This window comes from Micromonospora sp. NPDC048907, from assembly GCF_055586885.1.
This window is the reverse complement of record NZ_JBVJHI010000005.1, coordinates 114,236-136,447: the sequence shown is the minus strand read 5'-3', so window position 1 is coordinate 136,447 and position 22,212 is coordinate 114,236. Positions and strand designations below refer to the sequence as shown.

Here is a 22,212-nt window from a genome sequence, read left to right as displayed (position 1 = left end):
CGTTCAGCGGGCTCCGTACCCGGCCTCGGCGTTCTCGTATGCGGCAGCGGAAGCGGCATCGAGATGAGCCAGTGCGGCCCGCTCGGCCCGGTCACCGTCACCCGACTCGATGGCGTCGACCAGTTGGATGTGCTCGGCCCACGAGTGTGGTGCCCGTTCCGCGGCGCCCAGCCGGAAGACCCACTGCACATGGAGGTAGAGCGCCTTGGCGATCGACAACAGCCACGGGTTGCCGCTGATCTCGAGGATCCGCAGGTGCAGGGTGCTGTTCAGCTCGGCGACCCGGGCGAGGTCCTGCTGCTGCGTCGCCTCGCGGCCCTGCTCCAGCAGGCCCCGCAGGGTGGCCACGTCCGCTGCCGTCGCCCGCTCGGCCGCCAGCCGCGCGGCCAGCGACTCCAGGCGCTGGCGGACGGCGAACATGTCCGCGATGGTCGCACTGCTCGGAGAGGCGACCACCGCCCCGCGGCGGGGCAGGATCACGACGAAACCCTCCGCCTCCGCGACGCGCAGTGCCTCTCGGACCGGGTTGCGGGAGACGGCGAAGTCCTCGGCCAGCCGATCCTCCGTCAGCCGCTCGCCGGGAAGGTAGTCGCCGTTGATGATGGCGGTCCGCAGTGCGGCGAGGACCTGATCGCGTAGCGGCAGGTGTTGAGCGCCGAGCTTGCCTCGCAGGTCATCAGCCAACCTGACCGCCTCTCCGTGGAACCGTCCAGGCAGAGCGTATACGAAGAACAATCTGGGGAGGATAGCCGACCGTGCTGAAAACAGTGCCATCCGTCATGCGCTGGCGCGCCGCGGTGACGGGGAACCGGAACCTCGCGCGGCGGCGGCAGGCCCTCGTTGTCGTGCTGACCTTCCTGACCGGCAGCGCCGACGCCATCGGCTTCCTGGCCCTCGGCGGAGCCTTTTCGAGCGTCATGACCGGCAACATGGTCCTGCTCGGACTCTCGGCGGGCAGCGGCGCCGGCGACCTTGCCCTGACCTCCGGCTGCGCCATTCTCAGTTTCATCACCGGCGTCCTCGCCGGCGCCCGCCTGGCCGGCTCGGCGCAGCCGGACGACCCGGTCTGGCCCCGCCGGGTCACCCACACGCTCGTCCTGGAACTCCTGGTGTTCGTCGTCTTCCTCGTCGTCTGGGTGATCAACCTGCCCAGTCGTTCGGAGCGGGTCGATCTTGGGCTCCTGATGCTGTCGGCGGCGGCGCTGGGCGTGCAGAGCAGCGCCATCCAGCGCTTCGGCGTACCGGGCCTCTCCTCCACGTACCTGACCGGCACGCTCACGAGCCTGATCGCGGGGGTCGCTGCCCGAAGCCCGTGGCACAGCCTGCGACCCAAGGCCCACGTCCTGCTGGCCCTGATCACCGGTGCCGTCGTCGGTGCGCTGATGGCCAGGCACATGCCCGCATGGTCGCCGGTGCTGTTGATCGCGCCCCTCGTGCTCGTCATCGCCGCGTCGGCGCGCATGGCGGAATAGCGTCGGCGCTTCCGGCCGGGTACGCCGCGGGCCCGGGGACCAGGGCCGCAAGGGGGGAGTGGACCAGCCACCCGCGGCCACCCTTCCGGTGCCTTCAGTGCTGCGGGTTGACGATTACCCTTGGTCGGTGGCGTTCACGGTGTGGTTCGTTGGGGTGTCGACAGGCAAGTCGTTGATCCATGAGGCGTTCCCGATCTGGATGGGCGACCTTGGTCTTGACGTACGTCTGGTCGGTCGCGACGTGCCCCTGGCTGCCCCCGGTGAGGCGTACCGCGCCCTGCTGACCGAGCTGGCCGGCAGCGATGACGTGCTCGGCGCGGTCATCACGACGCACAAGGTGGCCGTACTGCGCGAAGCGGGTGACCTGGTCGACTGGCTCGACCCGCTGGCGGCCGAGTGCGGAGAGGTCAACGCGTTACGCCGTGAGGCGGGCAGACTGGCCGGCTTCGCCCGCGACCCGATCTCGATCGGGCGAGTCGTCGACGACATCTGGGCCGACGGAGAACACGTCGTCTGCCTGGGAGCCGGCGGTAGCGCGATCGCCCTCGGCCGTCACCTGCTTGCCCGTCCCGTGCCGCCCGCCCGCCTGGTGTTCACCGACCCGAGTAGTGCGGCCGGCCGTCATCTCCAGGCCGTGCTCGGCCCGTGGGCCGAGTCCCGGCGAGTGCGCCTCGACGTGCATCTCGGCGCAGGCCCATGGGATCACCTCATCGCGTCAGGTCCACCCGGAACGCTCGTCGTCAACGCCACCGGACTCGGCAAGGACCGCCCCGGCAACCCCCTGTCGCCAGTCGCCGAGTTCCCACCCGCTGCCGTGGTGTGGGACCTGAACTACCGGGGCGACCTGGCCATGCTGCGGCAAGCCCGCGCCCATGACGGGTTGGTCGTCCACGACGGTTGGCAACTGTTCTGCCACGGTTGGGCGGCCGCGCTCGGCCCCATCCTCGAACTGTCGGACGAAATGGACACCGCAGGCCGGTTCGCCATGCTCACAGCACCCCTCCGTGCGCGGCCTGAAGCTTGCCGCTGATCGGCCACCGGGTCTGCCGCGCCGACGTCCAGAGCCTGGTCACCCGCCATTCCGGCGCCGGCCGGTCCGATCCGTAACGCTGGACGGGCCCGGCGCGGAGAGTGGTCCTCCGCGCCGGGCCGCGGGATCGGGTGGGGTCAGCCAGCCGCGCAGGAGGCCGTCCCGCCCGGGCCGGTGCCGGTGCCCTGGAAGCCGAAGTTGGTCGACTGCTGGGCGCCGACGCGTCCGTTGTAGCTCACGTTGGTGAACCGGACGGTTCCGCTGGTGCCGCTGGCCTGGGCGTTCCACGCGCCGGTGACCGCGGCGCCGCCGGGCAGCGCGATGGTCACCGCCCAGCCGTTGATGTCCGCAGAGCCGGCGGTGACCGTCACGCTCGCGGTGAAGCCGCCGGACCACTGGTTGACCGCCACCGACGCGGAGCAGCCGTTACCAGCCGGCGGCGTGGTGGTGGGGGGAACGGTGGTCGGCGGCGCGGTCGTCGGCGGGGCCGTGGTCGGGGGAGCGGTGGTCGGCGGCGCGGTGGTCGGCGGCGCGGTGGTGGGTGGGTTGGGCGCGCCGTTGGCCAGGCTGTAGGCCAGGTCGGGCTGGAAGGAACCGGCCGTGTACCGGCAGCCGTCCGCCTCCCCCGGCGGCTTCACCCAGAGGTACGCGTCGATGTTGCCGTCGCCGGTGTTGGTCGTCGGGTACATCCCGATGCGCCGGTCGGTGTTGTCGTCGGCGCACCAGTCCCCGCTGGCACCCCCGTTGCGGCTGGTGTCGATGACCTGGCGCCTGCCCGGGATGCCCATGCCGGCGAGCGCGGAGATGACCGCCCGGCCGAAGTTGGCCTCGCCGGAGGTGGAGTTGAAGTTCGACACGTTGGTGAAGAAGCCGTCGGCGTACTGCACGCCGGCCGCCCGGAGCCGGTTGGCCTGCTCGCTCGCGCTGTTCCAGGTGGAGTGGCCGCCGTCGAGGTACACCTTGGCGTTGGGGTTGGCCGACTTGATGGTCTGGGTGGCCGTCGTGAGCGCCTGGTTGCGCGCGCTGATCTCCCCGCTGCTCAGGCACGTCTGCAGGGCGAGCGAGTCGGTTTCCAGGATGATCATGACCGTCTGGTTGCCGAGTCCTCTGGCGAAGTTGGACACCCACGTCTGGTACTGGTTGAGGTCCGGCGCCCCGCCTGCGCTGGCCCCGCCGCAGTCCCGGTTGGTGATCTCGTACACCGACAGCACGGGGATCTGCTGCGCCGCGTTGGCAGCGCTGATGAACCCGGAAACCTCGGACTGCACGGTCGACGGGTTGAAGTTGGCGAACCAGCGGGCCTGCGGCTGACTCGCGATCTTGTCCCGGATGACGGCGGCACGCGAGTCGCCGGGATTGGCGGCGACCCAGCGGACGACCGCCGAACTCGGGTCGCGGTAGAGCGACCCGGACACCGTGCCGGCGGAGGCGCCGCCCACCGCGAGGCAGACGCCGGCGGCGGCGGTGCCCGCGATTGCCGCCACACTGATGGCCGCCGGTCTGCGGCGCCGGGGGGAGAGGATAGCCACGACGTGTTTCCTCCTGATCACATAGATGTATCTAAGTTCATGGGAGCGTTCCCACGAACGGTAGCGGAGGTGCGCGCCGCTGCCAAGATGTGAGCACTCGTCGTCGAGGGGGTCTCACCTCCGGATTCCACCGATCCGGACACAACAGCCGCACCGTGAACGCTCCTTGTCGGGGGACCACCGGCGGCCCTGCTGCCGCCATCCGCGGCACGACTCATGGACTGCCCAGGCGAACGGTGCCGACGATGCCGTCGACTGCCCAGGCGCACGGTCGCTGCGCCCAGCAGGGTCGCGGCGGCCAGCGGTAGCCACAGCGCCGCCGCACCCAGGGTGAGCAGACCGGTGATGATGACGGGATCGACGGCCCGGGCCAGGCCGTAGCTGAGCTGCCAGCGGGCGAGCGCGCGCCCCATCAGGTGCGGCGGTGCGGACTCGATCACCAGCGGCACGCTGCTGCCGGTGTAGAGAATTTCACCAACCGTGTAAGGCGCGACGGCCAGCGCGACGAGCACCGTGCCGGGGCCGCCACCGGTCGCACCGCCGAGCCAGAATGCGACGTAGGAGGCGGCAAGCAGCAGGCCGGACCAGAACAGCACGGTGCGGTGCGGCCACGTCGCGAGGCGCACCACCACGACCAGTTGCAGCGCAATCACCATGACGGCGTTGGCGACGAAGATGCCCGAGGGCCACGCCAGGGACGCGTGCAGGCCCTGCACCAGCAGCAGCGGCAGAGCGATCTCCAGGATGTCGGCGTAGAACGCGTACGGAATCCCGGCCAGGGCAAGGATGGTCACGGTCCGTAGGCCGGCACCACGCACGTCCCTCGTTGCCTCAGCCGCGGCGGGACCCGGAACATCGTGAGCGGGCAGCGGCACCCGGGCGATCACCGCCGCGCCGAACGCGCACCCGAGCGCCGTCGCCAGCGCGAGCCAGCGGAGCACCTCCGGCCCGCTCGCGACCAGAACCGTGCCGAGCAGGGCGCCGGCGCCCAGTCCGGCGTTGCGCAGCGAGCGGCCCGCGGCCAGCGCCGCCGCACGATGGGCCGGGCCGGCCAGCGCGGCGACAAGCGCGGAACTGGTGGGTGGAGCGATCTGCGTGCCGACGCCGATGAGCACCGCACCGGTCGCGAATCCGGCGGTGCCGGGCACCAGAGCGAGCAGCAGCGACCCCACCGCGCGCACCAGGAGGGCGGCGACGGCGGGGGCACGCCGCGCCCCGCGGTCGATCCACCGTCCGGCGAGCGGGACGGCGCCGAGGCCGGCCAGCATGCCGACGGTCAGTGTCATCCCGGCCTGCGGCGCGCTGAGCCCGATCAGCACGGCGTAGATGACGATGAACGGGCGCAGCATCCCGGAGGTCGCTGCCTCGACTGTGGCGCTGAGCGCGTAGCGGCCGCCGCCCGGGATGCGGACCAGCTCACGAAGCGTCGTACGGGTGGTCGTCACGGCGCCGATCGTCCGGCCACACGGCTGCCGACGGCTCCAGGTTGGCCAGCGTCGTCAATCCCTGGCTCGTCGTTTGACAAACGGCGTCAATCGGTCCGCCCCGGCGCGGACCCCTGCCATGATCGGTACCGTGGTTACCTCGGTCGACCTCGCCGGCGTACCAGCCGACCGGATCCGGATAAGGCCGTCGCCGCTCGCGGAGCTCGGCGCGGTGCTGCACGTGCTCGCGGAGCCGCAGCATCATCCGGACACCGCCGCGGCGGTTGCGATGATGGCGGCTGCCCTTCCCGCGGAGCTGGCCCCGGAGCTCGAGGAATTCGGTCTGCTCTGGCACTCCGGCCGGGCCGATTTTCTCTTCCCGTCCGACCCGCGCGCGAGCCTGCGCGAGGAACTGGACGACGTCGACCGCCTGGACGACGAGCGCTGGGTCGCTGCGTCGCTCGCCGCCCATCGGGCCGTCTCGCCGGCGCCGCGAATGTGGTCGCCGCTACGTGACCGGACCGTGCGGCAGCGGGCGCTGGCCGCGGCCCGCGCGCGAGGTCCGCGGCAGGCGGCGTGGGCCGAGCGGGTGCTCGCCGATCCGGCCGCCGAGCGCGAGCGGGTACGACGCTTCCTGCTCGCCTGCGAGTCCGCCTTCTTCGACACGGTCTGGAAACGCGTCCGCCCAGCACTCGCCGAGGAGGCCGACCGTCGACGCTTCGACCTGGCCCGCGAGGGTATCGGCGCCCTCGGCCGGATCTCGCACGCGATCGGGGTCGACACCAAGCGCGGCATTCTGACGATCGACAAGCTGCAGGACCAGACCGCAGACGGTCGCGGCGGCGGGATGACGTTCATCCCGAGCGCGTACGGCGCACCGCACATGACCGTCGTGTACGCGCCCGGCTGGCAGCCCGTGCTGCAGTACCCGGCACCGGGCTGGGACCCGCGCCCGGTGTTGCGGGTGGCCGAGCTGGATGCTCGGCTGACCGCGCTTGCGCACCCGCTGCGGCTACGGTTCTGCCGCACGCTGGCCCGAGGTCCGCACACGACGGGCGAGCTGGCCGACCTGTGGCGGGTGACGGCGCCGGAGGTGTCCAGGCACCTCGCGGTGCTGAAGGCGGCCGGGCTGCTGATCCCAGCGCGCCGCGGCCGCTATGTGACGTACCGCCTGGACATGGAGGCCTGCACCGGCCTGGGGCAGCAACTGGTGGACATCCTCGGGCGTTGAGCAGCCTGGCGCCGAGTCACGCCGCGTAGCGCGCGACTCGCGGAAGCGGCGGATGCCGGCATGGGTTCTGCACGTACGGCACGACGAACGTTCCGCTCGCCGGTTTTTCCTCTGCTTAGATCGTCCTGACAATCGAGGAAGGGAACGGTACGCCGTGACGCCGGAGCTTCAGGAGCAGGAAGAACGCCTCCAGTTCGACCGCTTTGACCATGACGACGCCTGGGAGCTGGGAACTCGCCTGGTCGGGCTGGCCAGAGAGCGCGGCCACGCCGTCACCGTCGACATCCGTCTCGGCGACCATCAACTCTTCCACTACGCGCTGCCAGGCACCTCAGCCGACAACGACGACTGGATCGAACGCAAGATCCGCGTCGTCCGCCGGTTCGGACACAGCTCCTACCTCGTGGGCCAGACCTACCGCGACCGCGGCACCACCTTCGAGGAGAAATCCCACCTCGACGCGGCCCGGTACGCCGCACACGGCGGCTGCTTCCCGATCATCCTCAGGGGCACCGGCCCGGTCGGCACCGTCACCGTCTCCGGCCTGCCCCAACTCGACGACCACCGCCTCGTCGTCGAGGCCCTCGAACTCTTCCTGGGTACCAAGGGCTCCGAGGAAGCCTCCGTTGCGTGACGGTCCTCTGTCGACGCTCGGCTGTCCCACTCGCGTCGGTGCCACCGACAAGGTGATCGATGAGACCGGGGTAGGGCCCTACGACGGTGCGGACGACGCCGTGCGCACCTCCAGCTGCCCGAGTTCGTGGGTGCAGCGGGTGAGGGCGACGTAGAGACCGTTCCAGCCTCGGGGCTCGGCGGTGATGCCCCGCGGATCGACGAGCAGGGTGGCGTCCCACTCCAAGCCTTTCGCCTCGGTCGCGGTGAGCACGGGCACGTCGCTCAGCGCGGCTCGTAGCTCGGCGATGCGGCCGGCGGGGGCGATCACGCCGACCGTTCCGCCCGCCCACCGCTGTCGTAGGTTTGTCACGGCCTGCCTCGCGGCGGTGGGCAGCTCGGCGGGCGTGACGGTGAGGGCCCACGGGGTGATGCCGGAGGAGCGGACCGCGCGTGGGGGAGAGTTGTGGCTGCCGGCCCTCTCGAGGACGGCGGCGGTGAGGTCCATGACCTCGCGGGGAGTGCGGTAGCAGATGGTGAGCTGTGCCGCGGTCCATCGTTCGCCGAGGGTTGCCGTCACCGCCTGGGCCCAGCTGGTGTGCCGGTGTGACGCCTCCACCTGATCGATGTCGCCGACCGCGGTGATGGATCGGCTGGGGCAGCGGCGCAGGACCATGTGCCACTGCATCTCGGACAGCTCTTGCGCTTCGTCGACGACGATGTGGCCGTACACCCAACCGCGCTGTCCGCGGGCGCGCTCCGCGAGGAATTCGCCCTGGGGTTGCGGGTTGTCGGCGTCCCCGAGCAGTTCTGCCACCGCGTCGAGCAGCGGGATGTCGCTCGCGGCCCACGGTGCCGGCTCGGCCACGACGAGGTCGACTTCCTCCGTGGAGAGCTCCGGAGCGAATCGGCCAAGCCGGGCGGAGCTGGTCAGGAGTTCCCGCAGCGCGACTTCGGGGTCCCGCGTCGGCCACCATGCCTCGATGAACCGAGCGATGCTCGCGTCGGCGGCGATTCGGTCGCGCAGTTCCTCGAGTTCCTCGTCGGAGAGCAGCCCGTCGACGTCGCTGCCGGTGGATGTGGGTTCGGGGTGGTAGTCGCGGTCCGCGCCTCTGTCGAATCGGGCGAGGATGTCCTCGTAGCCTTCCTCCATCTTTTCGAGCAGCGCTGCGCGCTGGTCGGCGACCGCGTCGGCCAGCAGGTGGTGCAGCTGTTCGGCGAATGCCGCGCGGGCTCGGTGGTACGAGCGTCCCTGTGTCGCCGAGGTGAGCGCCCGGTCGATCGCTTCCGCGCTGATGAGGTAGAACTCGCCTTCCCAGCGCAGCTTCATCTCATGGGCGCGGGGCAGCAGTGATTCCGTGTAGCGCTCGAGCACGGGCTGCCACAGGGCGCGACCTTTGATCTCGGAGAGCCGCCGGCTCTCGGCGCGGCTCACGGCAATTCCCGGAACGAGGGTGTCGCATGTCGCCGATACGACGGCGGTCTCGCCGAGTGCGGGCAGGACCTGGGATATGTACTCCAAGAAGCGGGCTGACGGGCCGAGCACCAGGACGGCCTGGTCGGCCATGTGGCGATGGGTGAACAGCAGGTACGCCACCCGGTGCAACGCGACGACGGTCTTGCCGGTGCCGGGACCGCCCTGAACGATCAACGGGCCGGTCGCCTCGGCGCGGATGATGTCGTCCTGCTCGCGCTGCAACGTCGAGATCGCACTGGACATGCGGCCGGTGCGTCGCTCGTCCAGAGCGGCCAGGAGTGCACCCTCGCCGACCAGTTCGGAAGCCGTGGTGCCGTCCAGCGGTTCGTCGTTCACATCCACCACGACGTTGCCCGTCGTGCGCACATGGCGACGCCGGCTCTGCCCTTGCGGGTCGAGGGCGGTCGCGGTGTAGAACGGTCGGGCGGCGGGAGCGCGCCAGTCCACGACCAGAGGGTCCAGATTGTCGTCGCGGATGCCGACACGGCCCACGTGCCGTACCGTGCCGTCGAGTCCGTCCAGCCGGCCGAAGACGAGGCCGTCCTGAGCCCGCGACAACTCCTCGAACTGCCGGCGGAGCACGCGTTGCCGACCCCGTTCTGCCTCGTCCAGAGCCTCGGTCGCCAGGTCGGCCCGCAGTTGCTCCGTCAGGCGGTCACGCCGTGCAGTAGCCACGTCGAGGAAGCGTTGTTCCTCGGCGACAGCCGCGCGGCGGGCAGTCTCCTCCACGGTATTCGCTTCTGAGGAGGTGGAGCGATGGTGTGTGTTCCGGCGCATCTACACAACCCTCTATTGGTGCGTCGCCCTGCCGGGACGAGGCCGACAGGAATCTGCCGGCAAGAGTAGGGGGCAGTGCCAGGCGTCGGCCAGTTCGCCGACTGTCAATTCGGATGATCGAGACAGACGTCTCAACGCCTTGAGTATCCGCTGTATGTGTGGCCTCTCCCGATTCATGATTCTCGCGATCTGTGTGCCCCGGCGATGGTGAGCAGGCGCAGTGCCGACGAATCGCGGCTTCGGGTGCGGTAGAAGCAGAACCGAAAGTGCTAGGGGCGAAGAGGTGCTGACCGCGCGTCCGGTCGGTCGCGGATTCGATGTACCGGCATCGCCGGCCCCCGGTCGTGCATTGTCAGCGGCAGACGAGGTGGCCCCGGCACCGGCAGGAGAGCAGCCTCCGTGCGGCATCTAATCAGGCGACCGAATCGCGTCCCAGCCGGCGACGTCGCACTGGCCGTGCTCGTTGTTCCCGGCCGCGACAACTGTTCCGTCCGCACGTAGTCCGAGAGTGTGGGTGGATCCGGCCGCCACAGCGACGATCTCGCGCCAGTCGGCTACCTCGCACTGGCCGGAATCGTTGCTGCCCACGGCCACCACCCGGCCAGCCGCGGTGACTCCGACGGTGTGGTAGCTCCCAGCCGACACCGCCACAACGTGCGGATTACCTGACCCTGGGTAGCTCCAGCCCGCTCCACGTCCGCGTCCCCCTAGCCAAGGGTCTCGTCGACCCCCGGGCCGCTGCTCGTCGTGTCGCAGTCGGTGCTGTCGCTGCCGACGGCCCGGGCGAGAACCCGCTGTTTCAGCGTCAACTGCTCGCCGGCCCTCATCTCCTCCCGCATCCGCAGCCGGCCGGCGAGCTGGGTCGCCTCGCTCAGGGTCCCGGCAGCCTCGCGGAGGCGACCCTGGTCCAGATGGACGTCAGTGAGGCGGATCAGGAGGGTGGCGAGGTTGGACGCGCTGCCGTGCTCGCGGGTGAAGTCGACCGCCCGCTGGAGCAACGCGGAGGCAGACGCGAGGTTGTTGCGGCGATGCTCGACCATGCCGAGGTTGCCGAGAACGCGTACCGCCCACTCGGCGTCGTAGGTCGGCGTCTCACCGTCGGCCAGCGCCCGGGTGACAGCCTCGGGATCGAACACCCGACTGGTCTCGCGGAAGGCGCGCTCGGCGGCGTCCCAGTCCCCCAGGTCGCGTGCCAGCTTTCCCGCTTCGAACGTCAGGTGGGCCACCAGGCCGGACGCCGCTGGCATGGTGAGGTCGGGCACCAACGCACGCGCCTGGTCGAGATGGGCGCCGGCCTCCTCGTGGCGCCCCTCCCGGCGGCACGTCTGCGCGCAGCAGACCTGATGGCGCAACCGCTCCTCGGGCGTCTTCGGCAGGTGCGAGACCCGGTCGAGCGCGAGCCACGCCTGGTCGAAATCGCCTCGTTGCGCGTGGATCCAGTTCTGGTACCAACCGGTGTGCAGGACGAGATCGTCGGCGGCCGTATAGGAGGCGAAGCTCTCGACTTCCGCGCAGGTCGTGAGCAGGTCGTCCCACCGGCCCGCGCAGTCGAGGTCGGCCAGCACGGCACCGGCCAGGGCCAGCGCGTGGTGGACCTGCCCGTTGTCCCGCGCCCACACGTACGCGACCTGCAGGTGAGGGCCGAGAGCGCGCAACCGGCCGAGGTCGCGCCAGCTCGGATCGGGCAGCCGGTACTGGGCGGCGACCTCCAGCATGGCGGTCAGCCAGGCGGCTCGAACACGGTCGCGGAGGTCGGGGTGTTCGTCCAGGAAGCGGTCGACATAGGTGCGCGTCAGCGGCAGAAGAGTGAACATGCCGGCCCGAAGATCGATCAGCGACAGCTGGATGAGCGTCTGGATCCCGTCGTCCCGGGCGACGACGTCCTCGCCGAGGCCCGCCGCCCGGCCCAGGAGGGTGCGCTCCACGGGCTCCTCGAACATGGCGATCGCGGCGAGCAGCCACAACGCCTCCGTATCCTGCAACGCCCTGACGCTCTCCCGGAAGCAGAAAGCGGCGATGTCGCTGTGGCCGGAGCCGAGACGCCGGAGCACGGACTCGACCGAGTGCCCCAGGTTCATCAGGCTCAGGCTCCAGACGATTGCGAGCGGGATGCCGCCCGTCTTGCGAGTGAGGGCGGATGCCTCCGCCTGGCTCAGCACGAGGTCGCGCTGGTCGGCCTGGACCGCGATCAGCTGCGCCGCCTCGTCCTGCGGCAACCCGGACAGGCGCAGGGAGTAGGCGACGTCCAGGCGGTGCCGGGAGGTGACGATCGCCTTGGTGGGTTGGGGCAGATCGCGCAGGAAGGCGGCGATGTCGTCGTCGTCGACGGTCTCCAGGTTGTCCAGGATGAGCAACACCCTGCTGTCACCGGAGAGCAGCTCCCGGATGAGGGCCCGCTGTTCGCGGAACGGCATCTGGAGCAGCTCCCCCCGTCCCAGCACCGATCCCACCACGGCGAACAGGTCCCGCAGTACGGCCAGCTCGGGCTGCCGCGAGTTGATGCCGTGCGCGGTCAGCAGCGTCTGTTTCGCCGAGACCCAGATCGCTGCGTCGAACTGCCGTCGCCCCGGGTCGCCGTCGATGAGCTGGTACGCCGCCTCCAGGGCCAGCGACGTCTTGCCGACTCCTCCGATGCCGTCGATGACGACCACCCACGTCCGGTCCTCGGGACGCATCCGCCTGAGCACGAGCTCGAGTTCCGTGGCTCGCCCCACGAGCCGCTGGTACGTCCGGTGCGGCAGGTTGTGCCGCACCGACCGGTCGCTGTGGGGCGGGGAGGTCGGCCGGGCTGTCGCCTTCAGCACCTCAAGCTGCTGTTGCTGGTACATCAGAGCGAAGGACGGTTGGAGTTCCGGCAGGTGTTGCAGCTCGTCGCGCAGGCAGCGGACCAGTTCCTGCAGCGCGCGGTCGACTCTCGCCCCGTCCACCGACGGGACGAAGCGGCGGAGCACCTGCGCGAAGTCGTGGCTCGCCTGGTCCTCCGACCGGGCCGGGTACAACACGAGCTGTCGCAGGGCCTCGCCGACACTGGGCAGGTCCAGGACCGGCGCATCATCCAGCAGGAATGAGGTCAGTTCCCGGTCGACCGGCAGATGCCGGTCGCGGAAGCGGTCCACCGCGCGCTCGGTGGCCGTTCGCAGCCGCCGGTCGAAGTCCCGCTTGCGAAGGTGGGCGCCGACCGCCGTCTCCACGGCTCGCACGAGCAGGTCCGCCAGCATGCCTAGCACGGTAGGGCTCCGACGCCACATCCGCACCGGACGGACGGTCGAGAGAGGACGGTGCCGTCACCGTGGCCTCGGCACCACCATCGTCCGCCGGCCCGGATGGGCCACGGCGTGGAGCATCGCCTCCTGGACGTCCGGCAGTGCGAAGGCTCGGTCCACCAGTTCCCCGGTCGGTATGGCCCCGGACGCCACCAACAAGGCGGCTGCCGCGAAGTCCTCGCGGCTGTGGCTCACCGAGCCGGTCAGCACGATCTCTCCGGTGCGCAGGCGCGGCAGGTTCAGGTCGAGGGGAACCGATGGGACCACGGACTCGAACAGGACCACCCGACCGCCGAGATGGACGACCTCCAGCGCCATCTCGACCGAAGCGCTGCCGCCACGGGTGACGACGGCCGCCGCCACCTCCGCCCCGACCGCGGCCCGGATGCTCCGCACCGGGTCCCGCCCGTCCATCCTGACCACCACGTCGGCCTCGACCGGTGCACTCGCGTCCACGTCGCGGGCTGTCACGACGCCCACCGTACGAAGGCCGCGGGCTCGGGCGGCGGCAAGGTGCAGGGCCCCGGTGAATCCGAGACCGAACACGGCGAGCAGGTCTCCCGGTCGGCATCCGCTTCGATCGAGCGAGTGGACGACGCAGGCGGTCGGCTCGACCAGCGCGGCGTCCTGGCACGTCGCCGTCGCTCCGACGGGAAAGACGTCGACGTGCGGGACCACGAGCAGGTCGGACAGGCCCTTCGGCCCGTGGGGCCGCCGCCGCGGGCCTTCGGCCTTGGCGTACGAGCACAGGTTGCTCCGTCCGGATCGACAGAACGGGCAGGTGCCACAGCGGGGGAGCAGCGAGACGGCCACCACCTCTCCCGAGCGCAGGCCGGTCGAGGAAGGAGCGTCGAGGACGACCCCGCCCACCTCGTGCCCGCCGAGGAGCGGGTACTCGGGGCGGACGCCGCGGAACACCCGCTGCTCCCAGGTGCAGATGCCGCAGGCGCCGACCGAGACCAGCACCTCCTGAGCGCCGCGCCGGGGCTCGGGCACCTCACGAACCTCGACGTGGCGCGGCGCCACGAAGACCGCCTGCTTCATCGATCACCAGGGACGGCGGTGGACCGCGCCGTCAGCGGGAGCAGACGCCGACCCGGAGAGCCCGGTATCGCCGCCGGCGCCTCGGCGTACGGGGTGGCCCGCGCGGCGTCCCGCAACATGGTCACGGGAAAGTGGCCGGCGTCGTAGAGCACCTGACAGAGCGGATACGGGGCACGCAGGTCGCGGTAGCGGGCGATGGCGCTGGCCCGGCACAGGCCACGACACGACTCGGCGACGGCGCAGTTGCCGCAGACTCCGTCCAGATCGTCGACCTGCCAGGCCCGGGTGCTGGTGAACAGTGGGCTGTCGTGCCAGATGTCGGCCAGTGAGCGTTGGCGAACGTTGCCGGCCTTGGCCTGGTCGAACTCGTACATGCCCTGGCAGATGGCCACGTCGCCGTTGGCGAGCACGGCGAGGAACGACCTGCTCCAACCGCAGGTGGTCACCGCACCGCCCGGTTGGAAGGCGGGCGGAAGGGTGGTCATCAGCACCGGGGTCCGGGATCGTTCCGGGTCCCAGGCGTAGTCCCAGAGGCGCTGCGGTGGCAGGTCGGCCAGAAGATCGAACAACTCGTCGGCGTCGATGACGTCCTCGCCGAGGTCGCGGCCACGTCCCAGTTCGTGCACGCCGAGGATCAGCTTCAGCTGCGACGCGCCCAGGTCACCGGCCAGGTCGAGGACGTCGCGGATCTCGTGCAGGTTACGCCGCCGGACGACCGTGTGGATCGAGAAGTAGAGGCCGTTGTCGCGCAGGCGGCGAAGGTTGCCGACCGTACGGCCGAACGCCCCCCGCTGCCCACGGAAGGATTCGTGCGTGGCCGGTGATGCGCCGTCGAGACTGACGTAGAGGTGCAGCCGATCACCGATCCGGGTGAGGTCCCCGAGCGCCGCGTCGCTCAGGATGGTGCCGTTCGTCTCCAGCGAGATCCGGAACCCCTGGTCATAAGCGGCGTGCAGCAGGGCGGTGAAGCCCGGACGCAACAGGGGTTCGCCGCCGGTGAACTTGACGTGCCGAGCCCCGAGACGGCGCGCCTGTGTGAGGACCGACCGGATCTCATCGTCGTCGAGCTCGCCGGGCTGTGCTTTTCCGGCGTCGACCCAACAGTGGCGGCATGCCTGATTACAGGCCAGCGTCAGGGAGATGGTGAGGTTGTCGAGAGAGTGGGCGCCGGACTCGCGGTCTGTCATGCGTGGCCCCTCGCTGTCGGCGGATCGAAGCCCCAGCGCATGGTCCCATGCCCTCACCCGGGTGTGAAGTGTCGCGATTCCGGTGGCGCCGGCGACGCTATTCCTGGTCCCGCGTCTCCAGCCAGTTGATCGCGGCGGCGACCAGCGCGGGCAGTTCAGGTGGGGTGTCGAGTTGCTCGACCTCGGCCGCGGAGAACCAGCGGCAGGCGCTGACCTCGCTCAGTTGAGGACGCAGCGAGCCCTCGCCGGGCCGGCAGACGTAGATCATCTCCACATGGTGGTGAACCTCGAGCGCGGCGGTCTTCATGTCTATCTCGAGAATGGCGAACGGGGAGGGAATCGTCCGGGCCGCCGGATGGACGAACGGCTGCCGGTCGACGACACGGACGTTGATGCCCGTCTCCTCACGGACCTCGCGTACCGCCGTCTCCACCGGATCCTCCTGTTCGGCCAGGTGACCGCCCGGATAGATCCACATTCCGATCTTGTTGTGATGGACCAGCAGCACTCGATGGTCGTCGTCGACCACGATCGCGGCAGCCGTGAAATGGCGGGCGGGTCTCATGAACGTCTCCGATACGACTGCGTCCTGTGGCGCCAGATGGGCTGATGCTGCCACGCGGCGACCGGCTTCACCCTGCGGCGACACGGCCGATCCGCCGTCAGCACATTCTGCACCCCACCCCGGTGCGGATAGGCTTGTCGATCTGTCGGGAAACGACTGCACCGCTGCACGATCCGGTAGCGACGGGGGAGCGGACGATGAGCGACCACGAAACGCGGGACAGCCGCCTCGTCGTCATCACCGGCGGGCCGGGGACCGGCAAGACCGCTCTGGTGGATGCGCTGCACCTGGTCGGATTCCGGGTGGTTCCCGAAGCGGGTCGTGCCATAGTCGCCGACCAGCGCGCGATCGGTGGTGGCCTGCTGCCCTGGAACGCTCCCGCCCTCTTCGAGGAACTGGTGCTCGCGATGGGAATGCGTGCTCACGCGGACGCCAGCGCGGCCGGGGGCACCGCCTTCTTCGACCATGCGATTCCCTGCATCGTCGGCTTCATCAGAGCCCGGGCGGAGCCGGTGCCAGCTCACTTCCACGCTGCCGTCACACGCTTTCGATATCACCCGACGGTCTTCGTGGCACCGCCCTGGCGCGCGATCTACAGGCGCGACGAGGCGCGGTGGGAGAGCTTCGAGCAGGTTGAGGGCATCCACGCGGCGATCGTCGAGGCGTACCGGGAAGTCGGCTACCAGTGCGTGGAGTTGCCCCGCGCCGACGTCGCGACGCGAATGCGCGTGGTCCTGGACCGGCTCGGGAGCGGCGTCGCGCCCCAGGTCGGCGGCGGCCCGGCATCCGGGGACGGGATGCGAGCAGCACCCGAGCGGATTCCGCGACAAGCCTCCAGGTCTCCGGAGGAGTCTGCGTATTAGCCTCGATCGGGGCGCGGCTGCCCGTGGGCAACGAGGTGGCGCCCTCTACTCCGGAGCCCCTGTTGTTTTCGGCCGTCGGCAGGCGGTCTACGTGGCAGGGCTGCAGCGTGTTGGCGGGCAAGCTCGTAGAGGCGCGCGGGATCGCCCAGCGGGCGGATCCCGTCTGGGCCAACGGAGACGTCCCTCGGGTCCAGCGTGGCTGTGGCCCGGAGCGCAGGCACGTCTCGGCCGGCGCGGTCAACCATGACGAGCGCCGTGGCGATGAAGCCTTCCAGCATGGACCTGAGGATCGCGTGCCTTGCGGACAGGTACTGCGCGACCAGTGCATCCACGAAGCCGACGAACACGTCGAGGTCGATCTCGTATTCGTCGGCCCGCACGGGGCCGATCCCGGTCGGCGCGTCAACCAGTTCGGCGACCGCCTCGCTGGTACGGACGATCACGGTGCCCGGCGGTCGGGTCAGTGGTGCGTGCTGCGGGTGTTCAGCACGATGGCGGTGGTGATCAGCCCCGCGCCGATGAGCCCGGTCGGGCCGAGACGGTCGCCGAGGAACAGCGTCGCCAGGAGCGTGGCGACGAGCGGTTCCAGGAGCGCGATCAGCGCTGCCGTACTGGCCGGGGTGCTCCGCAGGCCCCGGAAGTACAGGGCGTACGCCACTGCGGTGGGTGCGGTGCCCAGCAGGAGCAGCAACCCCACGGACGCAGGCGTCGGGACGAAGTCCATACCGGATGTCACGGTGGCCGCAGGCGCGAGTACGGCGGCGCCGATCGCGAAGCTCACGCCGGTGGCGGTGAGGTCAGAAAGACCGGCGACGGGCCGGGTGCCGATGAAGGTCATGGTGGCGAAGCCGGCTGCCGACAGCAGCGCGAGTCCGGCTCCGGCGAGCACGCTCGTGGCGGCGAGGCCGCCGGACGGCGTGCCGACGAGCAGGGTCAGACCGCTGACCGCTAGCGCCACCGTGGCGAGCATCCGCGCGCTGACCCGCCGTCGTCCGGTGATCCACTCGGCGGACAGGACCAGGGCAGGTGAGGCGCCGATGGTGACCAGGGTGGCGAGACTGACGGTGGTAAGTGCCACCGCGGCGAAGAAGCAGGCCTGGAAGACCGCGGCGAGCAGCCCGTTCAGGACCATTCGGGTCCAGGCGCGCCGGCCGCGTGGCAGCGGTTGCCGGGTCAGGCAGAGCCAGGCGATGACGAGCGCACCGCCGGCCGCGAGCCGGTAGGCGGCCACAGCCAGCGGTGACAGCCCCGTTTCGTGGGCGAGGAGGCTGCCGGTGGGGCCACCGGTGCCCCACAGCAGGCCGGCGAGGACAAGCGACCACAGGCCGGCGGCGGGGCGTCGGGCGGCGGCCACCGGCTGTTCGGAGACAAGCATGAAGAATCGCTCCTGCGACGAGAGGAATGGGGGTCGCGGGAAGCGGGGCGTACCGGACTCAGCGCTGCACGGACCGCGCGTCCAGCCGGCACAGGCTGGGCACGACGAGCAGAGGCGCCCCGCTCAGGAGCGCGGCGGGGTGATGATGTCGAAGGTCCGGAACATGATCCGATCCTAGTTGCGTCGGCCGGACGACACGAACCTTTTGTCGTGAGCGCCGGACCACCGGCGGCCGGTTTGACATCACATAGACGTACTGTTATCTGTTAACAAGGTTTTCTGACGCCCCGACGGCGGCAACCCGAGCCGGACCGACGCGCACGCCCACGACCGGGACGGCCCTGCCCCTTCCCATCCCAGGAGAGCTCATGCTTCCCAAGCGGACAGTCGCCCACCTCTCAGCGGCCCTGCTGATGTCCGCCGCGGCGCTGGGCTACGGCCTGTCGTCGGCCAGCGCCGCGACGGCCGGGCCGATCACCGGCCTCGGTGGGAAGTGCGTCGACGTGGCCGGCGCCAACCCGGCCAACGGCACGCCGGTCCAGCTCTGGGACTGCAACGGCACCGCGGCCCAGGCATGGACGGTCGGCAACGCCGACGGCTCGGTCCGGGCCCTCGGCAAGTGCCTGGACGTCACCGCCGCGTCGACCGCCGACGGCGCGAAGGTGCAGCTGTACGACTGCAACGGCACCGGTGCCCAGAAGTGGGCCGCCAGCAACGGCGCGTTGGTCAACACCGGCTCCGGCAAGTGCCTCGACGTCACCGGCGGGAGCACGGCCAACGGCACCCGCCTGCAGATCTGGAGCTGCGTCGGCAACGCCAACCAGCGGTGGGTCCTGCCCGGCGGCGGCACCACACCCAGCCCGTCCGCCCCGGCCGGCGTCGCCCTCGACGACCCGGTGAAGAAGGACATCGCGATGCAGATCGTCTCGGCGGCGGAGAACTCCTCCCTCGACTGGCGCGCGCAGTTCTCCTACATCGAGGACATCGGCGACGGGCGGGGCTACACGGCCGGCATCATCGGCTTCTGCTCCGGCACCGGCGACATGCTCGAACTGGTGGAGGCCTACACCAGAACCAAGCCGGGCAACGTGTTGGCGGCGTACCTGCCGGCCCTGCGGGCCGTCAACGGCAGTGACTCACACGCCGGCCTCGACCCGAACTTCCCCCGCGACTGGCGGACCGCCGCCGCCGACCCGGTGTTCCGAGCCGCCCAGGAAGCCGAGCGGGACCGCGTCTACTTCAACCCTTCGGTACGCGACGGCAAGACCGACGGGGTACGGGCGCTCGGCCAGTTCGCCTACTACGACGCGGCCGTGATGCACGGCTACGAAGGCATGCGCGCGATCCGCAGCCGCGCACTCACCCGGGCGAAGCCGCCGGCGCAGGGCGGCGACGAGCGGACCTGGTTGCACGCCTTCCTCGACGAGCGCGTCGCCGAGATGAGGAAGGAGGAGGCCCACTCGGACACCTCCCGCGTCGACACCGCCCAGCGGGTCTTCCTCAACAACGGCAACCTCGACCTGAACACGCCGCTGGTCTTCGCCGTCTACGGCGACCAGTACCGCATCGGCTGACGCCCGTCTCTCCCGATCCGCTCCTCGCGCCGTTGTTCACGCCGCCGACGCGATCAGGACGTAGATCGTCGCGACGGTCCTACCATGGCCGGCATGGCCATCGCTCGCTTCCCCAGCATCGTCATCGACTGTTCCGATCCTGGCGCGCTCGCACGGTTCTACGGCGCGATGTTGGACTGGAAGGTCGAAGTCTCCTCCGACTGGGCCGAGGTCCGCGCGGAGTACGGTCAGTGCATCTCCTTCCAGCAGGTGGACGGGTACACGCCGCCGGTGTGGCCGACCCAGGAACTGCCCCAGCAGATGCACCTCGATGTGATCGTCGACGACCTGGATGCCGCCGAGGCGGCGGTGCTCGATCTCGGCGCCACCAGACACCCGCACCAGCCCGGTACGTCCTTCCGGGTCTTCCTCGACCCGGCGGGTCACCCCTTCTGCCTCTGCGTGAACTGATCCGGACGGGCGACCCTCCATCGCAGGAGGCCCTGGGCGGCCGGGGCGTGGTGTCGTGCTCACCGGCGGTGTCGGGCGGCGACCCACGGCGCTGAGTCACGCTGCGTGACACGCGGCGCGACGAACGTTCCGCTCGGCATCGACGCATACGACGGCGTCAACCACGTCCAGGTGCTGGAGAACCTCGCCGCACTCGACCGCGACGGCGGCTACCTCGGTGCCCTGTCCATCCCCGGTTCCAGCCGCGAAGCGGCGCTGTACCGCGACGCTGTCGCCGAAGCCCAGGCCGCCACCCCGGACCGGCCGAGCATCGTCCAAGGACAGATCGCCGCCGCCACCAGCGGCGCGCTCGGAGACGTCCGGTTCACCCGACGCACCGGCGGAGGCGACCTGTTCGTCAACCCGCTGATGGCGATCGACTTCACCGTCGACCTCGACAAACTCGCCGCCCGATGCCTCTACCTCGACCGCATCGAGAACACCATCGGCAGGCGACAGGTCATCACGCGCATCCAGGCGTTCCGCGACGAACTCCTCAACGCACGCATCCCTCGCGCGTTTCCCCACTGAAACGCCTGGGCGGCGGCAGCTGAGATGTCGTCCGGACCGCGTTCTGCTGCTATTGGCTCCGGGTATGCCGGTCAACGCGAGATGGCTGACAATTGTTCGGTCATGGCGGAGGATCACCTGAGCGCGGTTCGGCGCAGACTTCCCGAGGGAACGCCGTCCCGCAAACGGTCATCGGGCTTCCCGCGGATGTCTGCCGAGCGGGTAGGACGGGGTGGGGACGTGGACCAGGGCGCCCGCGACGAGATGTTCGGCCGCCTGGCCGAGGCAGTCCGGTCCGTCACGGTCACACACCCGACGCGGGTCGCCATCGACGGACCGCCTGCCGCAGGCAAAACCACGCTCGCCGACGAGCTGGCCGTCGTCCTGCGCACACAGGGTCGCGAGGTCATCCGCGCGACAATCGACGACTTCCTCTTCCCCCGGGCACAGCGCTACCCGCGCGGCGAGTACTCGGCCGAAGGCTGCTATTTCGACGCCCACGACTACGACGCGCTGAACCGGGTCCTGCTCGATCCGCTCGGCCCGGACGGCGATCGACGCTTCCAACACGCGGTCTACGACCGCACCGCGGATACCGTGCTGTGCCCGCCGGTTACGACCGCCCCCGCCGATGCCGTGCTGGTCTTCGACGGCGTGTTCCTCATGCGCCCGGAACTGATTGATCGGTGGGACCTGCGCATCTTCGTGTCGACAGCGCTCGAGAAGACCGTCGACCGTGCCGTGATCCGCGAGCACCGGGTGTCATCTCGGGCCGACGTCGAACGGCGCTGGCGGGAGCGGTACATCCCCTCGCGGCAGCTCTACTACGCTACGGTCCGCCCGACCGATCACGCCGACATCATCGTGCACAACGACGAGCCCCAGCAGCCGGCCTGGAAGACCCGGACACACTGACCGCACTGAATTCAGGGGCTCTGCCGCCGGATTCGTCGGTCGGCCAGAGTGGACACCGGTCCGGTGGCGCGGCCCAGCGTCGCCGGCACGGCGACTGCCAGTAGAGCAAATCATGGCACCGAATCCAACCAGGGGGACATCGTTGACCATGCTGGAGACCGTGATGACGCAGGTGCCGGCGCTGATCGGCGTCGTGGTCGGCACCGTCGGCACGATCATTGCCACGACAGTGGCCGAACGGGCCCGGTGGCGGCGCGGCCAATTGGTGCGATGGGACGAGCGGCGGCTGGACGCCTACGCCGATTTCACGCGTGCCGTGAAGGAGATCCACCTGCTGGCGCTGGGAATGCTCAGCGCACACCGACCCGGCGCCCGTACCCCGGCACTTGGCCGCGAGGAGGGTCTGGCCCGGTTGGCGGAGGCGGATGTGCGGCACACGCTGACCTGGGAGGCGGTTCTGCTGCTCGGTGATGAGGTCACCGTAGGGGCGGCCTCCGCGTGGCGTCACGCCGTACGAGCTCTGGAGCAGGCGGCGCGTTCCTTGCCGGACGCGCCCGACGATCTTACGGAGCTGGTTCGGCGGGCCGATGAGACTCGTGACGGCTTCTACCGGGCCGCGCGAGGCAGCCTGGGCGTCCGCGGCGGCATCGTCGACCAGGTGCGGCGGCCAGCCGACAACCGGGTGCCAGCGCCCCGCCTCTGACGTAGTTCCCAGGCACGAGCCGGTCATTGGTGCCCATTCCGATGTTCGTCGGCGATCCTGGCGTAGCGTCCGGGCGCGGACTTCCGTGCTCATGGGACCGAACGGGACGAAGGCTGTGGGGCCCGGCCGGCCTGAAAAAGATGACGCCTGCGGGGCGGTGCTTGGGTAGCGT

General features: G+C 70.3%; 21 protein-coding genes. 10 read left to right on the top strand and 11 right to left on the bottom strand.

The annotated features are described in order from the left end of the window. Positions 1-3: 3 nt before the first annotated feature. Positions 4-684: a GntR family transcriptional regulator gene (locus ACZ6PY_RS18790; RefSeq protein ID WP_466073810.1), complete on the bottom strand. Its 681-nt coding sequence runs from the start codon at positions 682-684 to the stop codon at positions 4-6. A gap of 71 nt (positions 685-755) precedes the next feature. On the opposite strand from ACZ6PY_RS18790, the gene ACZ6PY_RS18785 reads away from it, so the two are divergent. Both ACZ6PY_RS18785 and ACZ6PY_RS18780 read left to right on the top strand, forming a co-directional pair. Continuing rightward, entirely contained in the window at positions 756-1,472 is a 717-nt protein-coding gene (locus tag ACZ6PY_RS18785; RefSeq protein WP_466073809.1) for a YoaK family protein, read from the top strand. A 127-nt stretch (positions 1,473-1,599) separates the two neighbouring features. After that, positions 1,600-2,502: a shikimate dehydrogenase family protein gene (locus ACZ6PY_RS18780; protein WP_466073807.1), complete on the top strand. Its 903-nt coding sequence runs from the start codon at positions 1,600-1,602 to the stop codon at positions 2,500-2,502. 137 nt (positions 2,503-2,639) lie between these two features. On the opposite strand, the gene ACZ6PY_RS18775 is transcribed toward ACZ6PY_RS18780, so the two are convergent. Together ACZ6PY_RS18775 and ACZ6PY_RS18770 are read right to left on the bottom strand one after the other, a co-directional pair. Further along, positions 2,640-4,031 (bottom strand): glycoside hydrolase family 6 protein, encoded by a 1,392-nt coding sequence (locus tag ACZ6PY_RS18775; RefSeq protein ID WP_466073805.1) that lies wholly within the window; start codon positions 4,029-4,031, stop codon positions 2,640-2,642. A gap of 17 nt (positions 4,032-4,048) precedes the next feature. After that, entirely contained in the window at positions 4,049-5,476 is a 1,428-nt protein-coding gene (locus ACZ6PY_RS18770) for an MFS transporter (RefSeq protein WP_466073804.1), read from the bottom strand. A gap of 118 nt (positions 5,477-5,594) precedes the next feature. Between ACZ6PY_RS18770 and ACZ6PY_RS18765 the strand changes: the two genes are divergently transcribed. Both ACZ6PY_RS18765 and ACZ6PY_RS18760 read left to right on the top strand, forming a co-directional pair. After that, a complete protein-coding gene (locus tag ACZ6PY_RS18765) occupies positions 5,595-6,686 on the top strand; it encodes a DUF5937 family protein (RefSeq protein WP_466073802.1) in 1,092 nt (363 codons plus the stop codon). Positions 6,687-6,840: 154 nt separating this feature from the next. Beyond that, positions 6,841-7,320 (top strand): heme-degrading domain-containing protein, encoded by a 480-nt coding sequence (locus ACZ6PY_RS18760; protein WP_466073800.1) that lies wholly within the window; start codon positions 6,841-6,843, stop codon positions 7,318-7,320. 78 nt (positions 7,321-7,398) lie between these two features. Here the strand turns inward: ACZ6PY_RS18760 and ACZ6PY_RS18755 are convergent, their stop codons facing one another. The 6 genes from ACZ6PY_RS18755 to ACZ6PY_RS18730 all read right to left on the bottom strand — a co-directional run bounded on the left by ACZ6PY_RS18755 (position 7,399) and on the right by ACZ6PY_RS18730 (position 15,611). Continuing rightward, on the bottom strand, positions 7,399-9,504 hold the full coding sequence (locus ACZ6PY_RS18755; RefSeq protein ID WP_466073798.1) for a HelD family protein: 2,106 nt from the start codon (positions 9,502-9,504) through the stop codon (positions 7,399-7,401). Between the two features lie 456 nt (positions 9,505-9,960). Then, positions 9,961-10,197 (bottom strand): hypothetical protein, encoded by a 237-nt coding sequence (locus ACZ6PY_RS18750; protein ID WP_466073797.1) that lies wholly within the window; start codon positions 10,195-10,197, stop codon positions 9,961-9,963. A 62-nt stretch (positions 10,198-10,259) separates the two neighbouring features. Then, positions 10,260-12,770 (bottom strand): NB-ARC domain-containing protein, encoded by a 2,511-nt coding sequence (locus tag ACZ6PY_RS18745; protein WP_466073795.1) that lies wholly within the window; start codon positions 12,768-12,770, stop codon positions 10,260-10,262. A gap of 66 nt (positions 12,771-12,836) precedes the next feature. Then, positions 12,837-13,859 (bottom strand): zinc-dependent alcohol dehydrogenase, encoded by a 1,023-nt coding sequence (locus ACZ6PY_RS18740; RefSeq protein WP_466073793.1) that lies wholly within the window; start codon positions 13,857-13,859, stop codon positions 12,837-12,839. Then, positions 13,856-15,046, bottom strand: a complete 1,191-nt coding sequence (locus ACZ6PY_RS18735) for a radical SAM protein (protein WP_466073791.1) — start codon at positions 15,044-15,046, stop codon at positions 13,856-13,858. The genes ACZ6PY_RS18740 and ACZ6PY_RS18735 overlap by 4 nt, the downstream gene beginning before the upstream one ends. 97 nt (positions 15,047-15,143) lie before the next feature. Then, entirely contained in the window at positions 15,144-15,611 is a 468-nt protein-coding gene (locus ACZ6PY_RS18730; protein WP_466073789.1) for an NUDIX hydrolase, read from the bottom strand. A 197-nt stretch (positions 15,612-15,808) separates the two neighbouring features. Between ACZ6PY_RS18730 and ACZ6PY_RS18725 the strand changes: the two genes are divergently transcribed. Beyond that, positions 15,809-16,474: an AAA family ATPase gene (locus ACZ6PY_RS18725; protein WP_466073787.1), complete on the top strand. Its 666-nt coding sequence runs from the start codon at positions 15,809-15,811 to the stop codon at positions 16,472-16,474. On the opposite strand, the gene ACZ6PY_RS18720 is transcribed toward ACZ6PY_RS18725, so the two are convergent. Then, complete coding sequence (locus tag ACZ6PY_RS18720; protein WP_466073785.1) at positions 16,471-16,917, bottom strand: DUF6086 family protein; 447 nt, start codon at positions 16,915-16,917, stop codon at positions 16,471-16,473. The two genes, ACZ6PY_RS18725 and ACZ6PY_RS18720, sit on opposite strands and share 4 nt — an antisense overlap. Before the next feature lie 17 nt (positions 16,918-16,934). Beyond that, positions 16,935-17,849 carry a DMT family transporter gene (locus ACZ6PY_RS18715; protein ID WP_466073783.1) on the bottom strand — a complete coding sequence of 305 codons (915 nt, stop codon included), beginning with the start codon at positions 17,847-17,849 and terminating at the stop codon, positions 16,935-16,937. A gap of 368 nt (positions 17,850-18,217) precedes the next feature. On the opposite strand from ACZ6PY_RS18715, the gene ACZ6PY_RS18710 reads away from it, so the two are divergent. The 5 genes from ACZ6PY_RS18710 to ACZ6PY_RS18690 all read left to right on the top strand — a co-directional run bounded on the left by ACZ6PY_RS18710 (position 18,218) and on the right by ACZ6PY_RS18690 (position 22,040). Continuing rightward, positions 18,218-19,423 (top strand): lectin, encoded by a 1,206-nt coding sequence (locus ACZ6PY_RS18710; protein ID WP_466073781.1) that lies wholly within the window; start codon positions 18,218-18,220, stop codon positions 19,421-19,423. 93 nt (positions 19,424-19,516) lie between these two features. Next, entirely contained in the window at positions 19,517-19,873 is a 357-nt protein-coding gene (locus tag ACZ6PY_RS18705; protein WP_466073779.1) for a VOC family protein, read from the top strand. 105 nt (positions 19,874-19,978) lie between these two features. Beyond that, a complete protein-coding gene (locus tag ACZ6PY_RS18700; RefSeq protein WP_466073777.1) occupies positions 19,979-20,443 on the top strand; it encodes a hypothetical protein in 465 nt (154 codons plus the stop codon). A 219-nt stretch (positions 20,444-20,662) separates the two neighbouring features. Beyond that, a complete protein-coding gene (locus ACZ6PY_RS18695; RefSeq protein WP_466073776.1) occupies positions 20,663-21,337 on the top strand; it encodes a cytidylate kinase family protein in 675 nt (224 codons plus the stop codon). A gap of 148 nt (positions 21,338-21,485) precedes the next feature. Beyond that, positions 21,486-22,040, top strand: coding sequence for a hypothetical protein (locus tag ACZ6PY_RS18690; RefSeq protein WP_466074676.1), 555 nt, complete (start codon positions 21,486-21,488; stop codon positions 22,038-22,040). Positions 22,041-22,212: the final 172 nt, after the last annotated feature.